Annotated in this window: 9 protein-coding genes and 2 riboswitches; of the genes, 5 read left to right on the top strand and 4 right to left on the bottom strand. The window is 39.7% G+C overall.

Features of this window, described 5'->3' with window-relative positions:
• On the bottom strand, window positions 1–142 hold a 142-nt coding region (locus tag EPL02_RS21110; protein ID WP_131887122.1), incomplete at its 3' end, for a helix-turn-helix domain-containing protein.
• A 142-nt stretch (window positions 143–284) separates the two neighbouring features.
• Entirely contained in the window at window positions 285–416 is a 132-nt protein-coding gene (locus EPL02_RS04665) for an anti-repressor SinI family protein (RefSeq protein ID WP_131887121.1), read from the bottom strand.
• Between the two features lie 26 nt (window positions 417–442).
• Window positions 443–529: riboswitch (cyclic di-GMP riboswitch) on the bottom strand.
• Window positions 530–780: 251 nt separating this feature from the next.
• Here EPL02_RS04665 and EPL02_RS04660 point away from each other — a divergent pair.
• From EPL02_RS04660 to EPL02_RS04650, 3 genes are all read left to right on the top strand, one after another.
• Entirely contained in the window at window positions 781–2,322 is a 1,542-nt protein-coding gene (locus EPL02_RS04660) for a histidine kinase N-terminal 7TM domain-containing diguanylate cyclase (RefSeq protein WP_131887120.1), read from the top strand.
• 69 nt (window positions 2,323–2,391) lie between these two features.
• Window positions 2,392–2,491: riboswitch (purine riboswitch) on the top strand.
• A gap of 45 nt (window positions 2,492–2,536) precedes the next feature.
• Window positions 2,537–3,472 carry a nucleoside hydrolase gene (locus EPL02_RS04655; protein WP_094912430.1) on the top strand — a complete coding sequence of 312 codons (936 nt, stop codon included), beginning with the start codon at window positions 2,537–2,539 and terminating at the stop codon, window positions 3,470–3,472.
• A 174-nt stretch (window positions 3,473–3,646) separates the two neighbouring features.
• Entirely contained in the window at window positions 3,647–3,781 is a 135-nt protein-coding gene (locus EPL02_RS04650; protein WP_076512530.1) for a YjcZ family sporulation protein, read from the top strand.
• Between the two features lie 376 nt (window positions 3,782–4,157).
• Here EPL02_RS04650 and katA read toward each other — a convergent pair whose 3' ends face one another.
• Complete coding sequence (gene katA / locus EPL02_RS04645; RefSeq protein ID WP_094912431.1) at window positions 4,158–5,618, bottom strand: catalase KatA; 1,461 nt, start codon at window positions 5,616–5,618, stop codon at window positions 4,158–4,160.
• 187 nt (window positions 5,619–5,805) lie between these two features.
• Entirely contained in the window at window positions 5,806–6,099 is a 294-nt protein-coding gene (locus EPL02_RS04640; protein WP_025909237.1) for a WXG100 family type VII secretion target, read from the bottom strand.
• Window positions 6,100–6,683: 584 nt separating this feature from the next.
• Here EPL02_RS04640 and EPL02_RS04635 point away from each other — a divergent pair.
• Window positions 6,684–8,747: a BglG family transcription antiterminator gene (locus EPL02_RS04635; protein ID WP_131887119.1), complete on the top strand. Its 2,064-nt coding sequence runs from the start codon at window positions 6,684–6,686 to the stop codon at window positions 8,745–8,747.
• Window positions 8,748–9,014, top strand: a complete 267-nt coding sequence (locus tag EPL02_RS04630) for a PTS sugar transporter subunit IIB (RefSeq protein WP_094912739.1) — start codon at window positions 8,748–8,750, stop codon at window positions 9,012–9,014. It abuts the gene before it with no gap.
• Window positions 9,015–9,025: the final 11 nt, after the last annotated feature.

The following is a 9,025-nucleotide window of genomic DNA, read 5'->3' as shown; positions in this document are numbered from 1 at the left end:
GATACCACTTCATCCACGTTTTTAATTGGGTAGGATTTCGAATGTTTAGTTGTGATAAGACTTCTTTTACAGGTACACCGGCTAATCTCATTTCAATTGCCTTTAACTTTAGTTCGACTGGATAACTGACTCTTGTTCCCATAGAAAAAACACCTCCAAGTGATGGTTAGGTACTACATACCCAGTTTTCAACTTAAAGGTGTTTTTTATTTGTCTCACTTTACGGGGTCAGTCCCAATTTATACCTAAAGGCGCAAGGTGTTATATTGCAATACGAGGACTGTTCATGTGGATTTGTTCTGAAGTAAAAAATCTTTTACCTCTTCAGTTGTGAGACCAATCTTCTTTGCATACTGCATGAGTGAAATCCATTCTTGTACATTTTCTTCTACACTGATTGTTGTTTGGTTTATCATTACTTCAATATCCTCCTCTACCCATTCCAGGGAGCTCAGCCATCATAGTGCTTGTCCACCTTAGATCTGTAGCTTTGCGTCGCTTTCTTTCAAAAGGTTTGCCTTTTTCTGAAGAGAACTATTTTTTAGTATCACTGACAGTATATAATGAGAAAAAAGAAAAAGGTGTCGAAATATGGTATAGTTTTCAATAAAATTGAAAAAATTATCTTATTTATGAGTAAATATACTTATAAAATGTAATATTATAGATTTTTATGGATGGAAAATAGGTAATTTAAACGAAAAATATGTGCTAAGGAAAATGAGCTACGGTATAATAATATAGCGGACGCTAACCTTAACGAAAATGGAGTCATAGGTCATGCATAGTGAACTACTAAAATATGTAGTAATCGTTGGAAGTTCAGGTGTTCTTATTTTAGCTTTAAGTTTATACGGTGCCTTTAAAATTCGCGAGGGCCCCGGTGTTAAGCATTATGTCATTTTAACCTGTATGTCTGCAGTTTTTGCTTTTGGATATATGTTTGAAATGATGAGTACTTCAATTGAAGAAGTGAAGTTTTGGCTAAGCATAGAGTATTTACCGCTTCCGTTTATTCCAGCGTTCATTGTTTTAATGTGCTTTAACTACGTTGGTAAAAAGATTTATCCAGCATTTTATTATCTTTTATTTACTGTTCCAATTATTACAATCTTCACTCACAATACAAATGAGTGGCATCATCTGTATTATAAAAAAGTGGGGTTTCGAAGCGATACGCCTTTTCCAGTAGCAGATTTAGTAGCAGGTCCGTTTCATTATCTCCATTCATTTTATTTGTTTGTCTGCATCATGCTTAGCGTCATTGTACTATTAATGGAACTTCGAAAATCAGCTTTTCAATTTCAAATGCAAATTTTATTAATGGTATTTGGCTTGCTAACGCCTGTTATCGCCAGCTATTTTTATTTAAATAAGCTTAGTCCATACGGCATTGATTTGGGACCTGTTTCCATTGGATTGACCTGCTTGTTTCACGGGGTGGCTATCTTTATGTTCCGTTCTTTTAACGTGGTGCCTATCGCTCGTGATGTGGTATTTGAAACGATGAAAGAAGGCGTTGTTGTACTAAATCAAAAGGGCATAGTGGTAGACTTTAATAATGCCGCTCGTCAAGTTATTCCCATGCTGCATCATAGAATGGTTGGTGAGCATGTTCTATCCATTGTAAAAGAAAATAAAGCACTAGCAACTGTAATTCAAGAAAGGAAAGATTGTGATTACCGTCACGAAACTGGAGTTATTCAGCACTTTCACGTTCAGTTTTCGGAAATATACAGCACGAGCCAAGTATACCTAGGCCAAATGATTACGTTCAGTGACGTAACAGAACGAGTTAACATGCAGGAAGAACTTCGTAAGATTGCCAGTATTGATGGTTTAACGGGAGTGTATAATCGAACATTCTTTGTTCGACAAGCGGAAGAAATGCTCATATCGCTCACGAAACGTGGAGGGTTAGCAGCTGTTATTATGTTTGACATTGACTACTTCAAGACGGTTAATGATACGTACGGGCATGAAATGGGAGACGCTGTGTTAAGAAAAATCAGTGAAGTTGTTCAGAAAAATTTACGACCGACTGATATCGTTGGGCGCTACGGAGGAGAAGAGTTTATTATTTACCTTCCAGCAACTACTCTTTCTGAAGTCTATAGCTTGGCAGAGCAGCTGAGGGGAGCCATTCAGAATACGGTAATCGAAGCTAATGAAGTGAAACAGTATGTAACAGCGAGCTTTGGTATTGCTGCTTTTGATATACAACCAGGAAACACATCATGTACGTTAGATGAATTTGTACGAAAGGCAGATCAGGCACTATATACCGCAAAACGAAAAGGTCGAAATTGTGTAGAGGTTTGATCATTAATTATAGAAGGTTGTTTTGGATAGGGATTTAGGATAAAATAAACTTTAAATACGAACAATTATATAGGGTTTTTTTTTATTTTTCGTATATCCTTAATGATATGGTTTAAGGGCAATACATAGAAACCACAAATTTCTTACTGCGAAAAATATGCTTCTTTAGCATATTTTTCGCAGTTTTTAGTATACCTAGGGGGATGAAAAAGTCATGAAAAAGAAAGTATATTTTAACCACGATGCAGGAATTGACGATTTAGTATCTTTATTTTTACTGTTGCAAATGGATGACGTGGAGCTAACCGGCGTATCGGTTATTCCAGCAGATGGCTATCTCGAACCTGGTATTAGTGCAAGTAGAAAAATTATCGATCGCTTTAGCACTCAACAAGTGGAAGTCGCACGTTCAACGTCAAGAGGGATGTATCCATTTCCAAAAGAGTGGCGCATGCATACGTTTTTCGTTGACGCGCTTCCAATTTTAAATGAGTCAGGCCAAATGAAAGCACCAGTCAGCGATCAACCTGCTCATCGTCATTTAATTGAAAAGGTGCGCGCAGAACAGGAAAAAACAACGCTTTTATTTACAGGGCCACTCACAGACCTTGCTAGAGCGCTTGATGAGGCACCTGATATTGAAAAGAAAATTGAAAAGCTAGTGTGGATGGGCGGAACGTTCCAAGAAGTAGGAAACGTTCAAGAGCCTGAGCACGACGGTACCGCAGAGTGGAATGCATTTTGGGATCCAGAAGCCGTTGATCGCGTGTGGAAAAGTGGATTAACAATTGAGATGGTGGCTCTTGAAAGTACCAATCAAGTGCCGCTAACCATTTCAGTGCGTAACTACTGGGCATCGCTTCGACGCTATACGGGAGTGGATTTCGTCGGTCAGTGCTACGCTGCGTGCCCGCCGCTTGAGCATTTTGAAACCAATTCCACGTACTATTTGTGGGATGTGTTAACAACTGCTTCTGTTGGCAAGCCAGATCTTGTGAAGATGAAAACCGTTTGTAGCGAGGTAGAAACGAAGGTTCCAAGCCAAGGAAGAACGTACGAAACAGCAGAGGGAAGACCGGTTCATGTTGTGTATGACGTTGATTCAGAAGCGTTTTTTCACTACATAACAGAGCTATCTAAAAAGCAATAAATACATGTAAGGTTGAGAAGTCCAAGCCGTCTGGTTTGGGCTTTTTCTTATATGCGCAAGCCTATTAGCCTAAAAGGTGTTCGTGTAAAAGCAAAAGTTTACTTTAGATTTTTTAGGAGCATTTTTTGCATCGGTACATATGATGAGAGTATCAACAAGAGGAGGTGAGACAATATGTACGGTTACGGAAACTGCGGTTACGGTTGTGGTGGTTACGGAGGCGGAAGCGGCTTCGCTTTAATCATCGTCCTTTTCATTCTATTAGTTATTATCGGTTGCGCTTGTTGGGGATACAAAGGCGATTGCTAATAGCAAGTAAATGATTAGTACTTCAACAGTTAAGAGTATGCTCCTCTTCATTCTCCTATTGTAAAGGCCTTAAAGAAGCTAGCGCACCGCTAGCTTTTTTCATGTTTTAATAAGCTGCTTTTCTTCCTTTTTAATCGTACACCGCAGCTGCATAATAACGTATGTTTTAATTGTTTGATTTCAGTCATACATACAGGGCACTGTTTGGCCATTGCTTTTTCATCCTTTCTACATTTGAAAATGACTGCCCACGCCAATTGACGTGGGCAGTAGAGAAATAGAGTTATTGAGAAACGAGAATAATAGTTGAGAATAGGTAGTCTGAATTTTCCTATTCAGTCAAAAGCTCCAATGCCTCTCATGGCTGAACAGTCGCTTACGCTTTTAGGTTAGGAACTTCAAGTCCCAAGCCCCTTGCCACGCCCAAGCCGTATTCTGGATCAGCTTTGTAGAAGTGAGCAATTTGACGAAGTTTAATCTCGTCTTTTTCAACTGGCTTCATCGCTTCTACGATGTTGTTTACTAAGCGCTCACGCTCTTCTGTTGACATTAGGCGGTACAAGTCACCAGCTTGCGTGTAGTGGTCATGATGGTCATACGGTGCATTTTCTGCTACGCCGCTAACAGGGAAAGCTGTCTGCTTGTGTTCAGGCGTTTCAGTTGGACCACCGTAGCTGTTTGGTTCGTAGTAAACGGATCCACCACCGTTGCCGTCAAAGCGCATTTGTCCATCACGCTGATAATGGTGAACGTCTGATTTTGGACGGTTAATTGGCAGGTGATTATGGTTGACACCTACGCGGTAACGATGCGCATCTGCGTAAGCGAATAGACGTCCTTGAAGCATTTTATCTGGAGATGCCTCGATACCAGGAACGAATGCGCCAGGTGAGAACGCTGCTTGTTCAACTTCTGCAAAATAGTTTTCAGGATTGCGATTCAACACCATGCGACCAACTTCAATTAATGGATAGTCTTTTTGAGACCATACTTTTGTTACGTCGAACGGATCGAAGCGGTATGTATCCGCATCTTCAACAGGCATAATTTGTACATATAGCTTCCAAGCAGGGAAGTCGCCTTTTTCAATGGCATTAAATAAATCTTCTGTATGATAATCTGGGTTTTCACCAGCGAGTTTTGCTGCAAGGTCAGTTGGCAAGTTTTTTACGCCTTGCTCTGTCTTGAAGTGATATTTCACCCAAACAGCTTCTCCTTCTTTGTTTACCCATTTAAATGTATGACTGCCGAATCCGTGCATGTGACGGAATGTTGCAGGAATTCCGCGGTCGGACATAAGGATTGTCACTTGATGAAGAGATTCAGGTGATAAAGACCAGAAGTCCCAAACAGCATTAGGATTTTTTAAATGTGTTTGCGGATCTCTTTTTTGGGTATGAATAAAATCAGGGAACTTAATTGCATCGCGGATGAAAAATACCGGCGTGTTGTTCCCAACTAAGTCGTAGTTTCCTTCTTCTGTATAAAACTTTACTGCAAAACCGCGCGGATCACGAACCGTGTCAGCTGAACCACTTTCGCCAGCTACTGTTGAGAAGCGAATGAACATTGGCGTACGTTTTCCAACTTCAGATAGGAAATCTGCTTTTGTATAACTTGAAACGTCGTTTGTTACTTCGAAATAACCATGTGCACCAGCACCTTTGGCATGCACAACACGCTCTGGTACGCGTTCGCGATTAAAGTGAGCTAGTTTTTCTAATAAATGAACGTCTTGAATTAACGTAGGGCCGCGATATCCAGCTGTCATCGAGTTTTGGTTATCACCAACAGGAGCACCCCAGCTAGTCGTCAATTTTTTGTTATTTTCAGTCATAAGATCACCTCGTAAAGTTTTAGTTGATAGTTTGATAATAACATATATCATATAAAAATCAATATTTTTTTATAATAATTATAAATAACTGAAAGTTTTTAATGGGTTTCCTAATTTCATAGATATGGGGAAAGAAGGAAAAACATTAATAAAAAAACGCCCTATCTTTTGATAGGGCGTTTTTTTATTAACCGCGAATTTGGCTAGCGATTTGGTTGTCTGTGTCTTCAAGAACGTTCGCAGAGTCATCAAGCTGCTTAGCGATTTTGTTAAGCAAGTTTGACATTTCAACGAATGATGGTTTTAATTCTTCGTACTGAGCGATGAATGCTTGGCTAGAAGAACCTTCCCACATATCTTGTAATTGGTTTCTCATAGTGTCAAGGCGACCTACTAAATCTTGTACTTGACCACTTTCATTATTATAGCGAGCTGCCATTTCACGAAGTTCAGCAGGCGTTACGCGAATGATTCCTGACATGGAAAAACATCTCCTTTACTATGTATTTTCATTTACTATTTTAAAAAAAAATTCCAGTAACAGTCAAAAGAAATTTGAAAAAATTAGCAAAAACGAATCGATAGTTCTATATAATAGAAGCCCTTATACTTATAAAGAACGATTAAATTTGGTTATTCTGGTCTTTATTCCCACTGGTAAAATAGGTCTAATGTTTCCTGAATTGGAAGAAGTGTGTGCAGGAAGTAAGAGGTAGAACGCACATAAGGAGTGCCTCATCTTGGAAAACTATAAAAACAATTAGTAGTAAGGTTAAGCAAACAACCACAGTTGCTAGACAGCAAACATCTGATTTGCAAACAAATGTTATTCATGACGTGATACGTTTTCAAGAAGTTGTAAATAAAATGAATGCGCAAAGAATGACAATCTACTATGATACTAAATCCAATTCGGATTTTGAATAAAGCAAAGCCCACACAAAAAGTTTGTTACAATAACGGCAGAGTATATTTGTGTGCAGCGGAGAGAACAAGAAAGGGTTTTAGAAAACGTTTTCTTTGTTGATGTTATGGCGTATTGTAGAGATTAAGGAGGAACACAACATGGTTTTAGATGAACGAAGTGCAGCGCTGTTGCAGAACTTGCAGCAGGTAAAAAGCTTAACGATGGCTGAAATTGAAGAAAAGACCAGTCTGACAAGAAGACAAGTTCAGTATGGAATGAAAAAAGCAAATGACTGGTTAGAAGCACACGGCTATGAACCTATTCAGTTTGATCGAAAAGTAGGATACTACTTGATTGCTAGTCTTCCAGTGAAAGATTTACAGGTAAAACTGACAAAGCAGAGCTACGTGTTTTCAGAGAGTGATCGTGAACAAGTTTTCTACCTAATGCTGCTTCTTAGTGAGGAAGAGCTGTCTGTTTATCATTTTCAAAGCGCGGTAGGCGTTTCGCGAAATACCGTGTTGAAGGACCTTCAAAAATTAAAAAAGAAAGCCAAGAGCTACGGTCTAGATATTCACTATTCAAAAGTGAAAGGATATGTCATAAAAGGCGAGCATGAGTCAAAGCTGTATCTTCTTGAGCAAATCATTCATGAGCTTTTGCAAAACGGCAGCAGTCAGCCGGTTGTTACGTGCATTTGGGGAACGAAGCAAGCTCAGCTTGAACATATTCAAAGTGAGCTTGAGGCAGCGGAACATCAGCTTGGCGTGTCTTTTACAGATGAAAGGCTAGATGAGTTATCATTTTTATTTTTAGCACTAGATCAATTAATTTGTAAGGGCGACACCTTGCCATACCAAGAGAGCTGGCGACCTTTAGTTGAAACAAATGAGTACAAGGTAGTAGAAGCACTAACATATAGCCAGACATTTTCACCCGACTGGAGCAAGGATGACAAGCTATATGCAACGCTTCATTTACTTGGAATGAACCGAACAAAAGACGTTTCGCCTTTTCAAGAAAACGAACTGATTGAAACCTGCTTGCTGTCAGTTATTGATGAATTTGAGCGCTTGTCTTGTATTGAACTGCAGGAAAAAGAAGAGCTATATCAACAGTTATTTGTTCACTTTAAGCCTGCATATTATCGCATGAAGTATCAGCTTACGCCTGCTCATACGATGGTTGAACGTATTAAGAATGTGTATCCAGAGCTGTATCACTTAACGAATAAATCGCTTGGGCCGATGAGGAAAGAACTTGACTGCCCGATACCTGAAAGCGAAGTTGCCTACTTTACCGTTTATTTTGGCGGGTGGTTAAGAAAACAAGGAACAACGTTAGATGGTAGGAAGCGAGCAATTGTCGTTTGTCCAAACGGTGTAGGGATTAGTAATATTCTTATCTATACATTGCGCGAACTTTTTCCAGATCTTTTATTTTTGGACGCTTTGTCTGTGCGCGAGATGTCGACGTATTCGTTGAGCTATGATCTTATCTTTTCAACCGTTCATTTACGAACAAACGCACTGCTGTTTGTTGTTCCACCAATTTTAGGCATAGAGGATAAAGAAAAGTTAAAACAGCACGTCATGCAGGAGCTGTACGGATACACTTCCAACCAAGTGAACCTGGAAGCGGTTATGAAGGTCATTGAAAGCTACGCGACGATTCATCAGCGTAAGGAGCTGCAAAGCGCGCTTCAGTCACAGCTGCAGACGCATGTGCAAAAAACAACGAAGTATTCGTTAGAGGAGGTGGAAAAGCCGGTGCTAAAGGAATTATTAACGGCTGAAACGATTCAGCTAAAGCCAAGAGTTTCAAGTTGGCAAGAAAGCATTGAAGAAGCAGCCGCACCGCTTTTGAAGATTGGTGCTATTGAAAAGAGCTATGTGGAAGCTATGGTTACTTCTATAGAAGAAACAGGACCTTATGTTGTTATTACGCCGGGTGTTGCGATTCCACATGCTCGTCCTGAACACGGAGTTCGTTCACTGTCTATGAGCTTATTAAAGTTAGATGAGCCGGTGGATTTTGGAGGGAACAAGCTGGTTCAAATCATCATTGTGCTCGCTGCTACGGACAATGAGTCGCACCTAAAAGCACTCGTGCAGCTGACGCAGCTTTTAGGAGAACCAAGTAACATTGAAGATATCATTGCTAGCTCAAGCGCAGAACATATTTTAACTTATATTAATCAATATTCAGAGGAGGAAATGTAAATGAAAATTATGGTTGTATGTGGAAATGGATTAGGAAGCAGTTTTATTATGGAGATGAACGTAAAGAAAGCGTTAACAGAAATGGGGAAAACAGCAGAGGTAGATCACACAGATCTAGCATCAGCAAAAACGGAAACAGCCGATGTATTCATTGGGGCAGCTGATATTGTTGGGCAATTAAACGACGGTACGCGTCAAATCGTGACGCTGGAAAATATGATGAGCATTCCAGAAATCAAATCAAAGCTAGAGCCAATCGTTTCATAATTCCTGATCAA

It is taken from the genome of Bacillus sp. CBEL-1, assembly GCF_004348885.1.
Taxonomy (GTDB): domain Bacteria; phylum Bacillota; class Bacilli; order Bacillales; family Bacillaceae_H; genus Priestia; species Priestia aryabhattai_A.
The sequence above is the reverse complement of the archived record's forward strand: the minus strand, read 5'-3'. Positions and strand labels throughout refer to the sequence as shown.

Excerpts from the sequence above, each read along its gene's own strand:
- EPL02_RS04635 (WP_131887119.1), top strand. The coding sequence starts at position 6,684 with ATGGTTTTAGATGAACGAAGTGCAGCGCTGTTGCAGAACTTGCAGCAG.
- EPL02_RS04640 (WP_025909237.1), bottom strand. The coding sequence starts at position 6,099 with ATGTCAGGAATCATTCGCGTAACGCCTGCTGAACTTCGTGAAATGGCA.
- EPL02_RS04650 (WP_076512530.1), top strand. The coding sequence starts at position 3,647 with ATGTACGGTTACGGAAACTGCGGTTACGGTTGTGGTGGTTACGGAGGC.
- katA (WP_094912431.1), bottom strand. The coding sequence starts at position 5,618 with ATGACTGAAAATAACAAAAAATTGACGACTAGCTGGGGTGCTCCTGTT.
- EPL02_RS04660 (WP_131887120.1), top strand. The coding sequence starts at position 781 with ATGCATAGTGAACTACTAAAATATGTAGTAATCGTTGGAAGTTCAGGT.
- EPL02_RS04665 (WP_131887121.1), bottom strand. The coding sequence starts at position 416 with ATGATAAACCAAACAACAATCAGTGTAGAAGAAAATGTACAAGAATGG.
- EPL02_RS04655 (WP_094912430.1), top strand. The coding sequence starts at position 2,537 with ATGAAAAAGAAAGTATATTTTAACCACGATGCAGGAATTGACGATTTA.
- EPL02_RS04630 (WP_094912739.1), top strand. The coding sequence starts at position 8,748 with ATGAAAATTATGGTTGTATGTGGAAATGGATTAGGAAGCAGTTTTATT.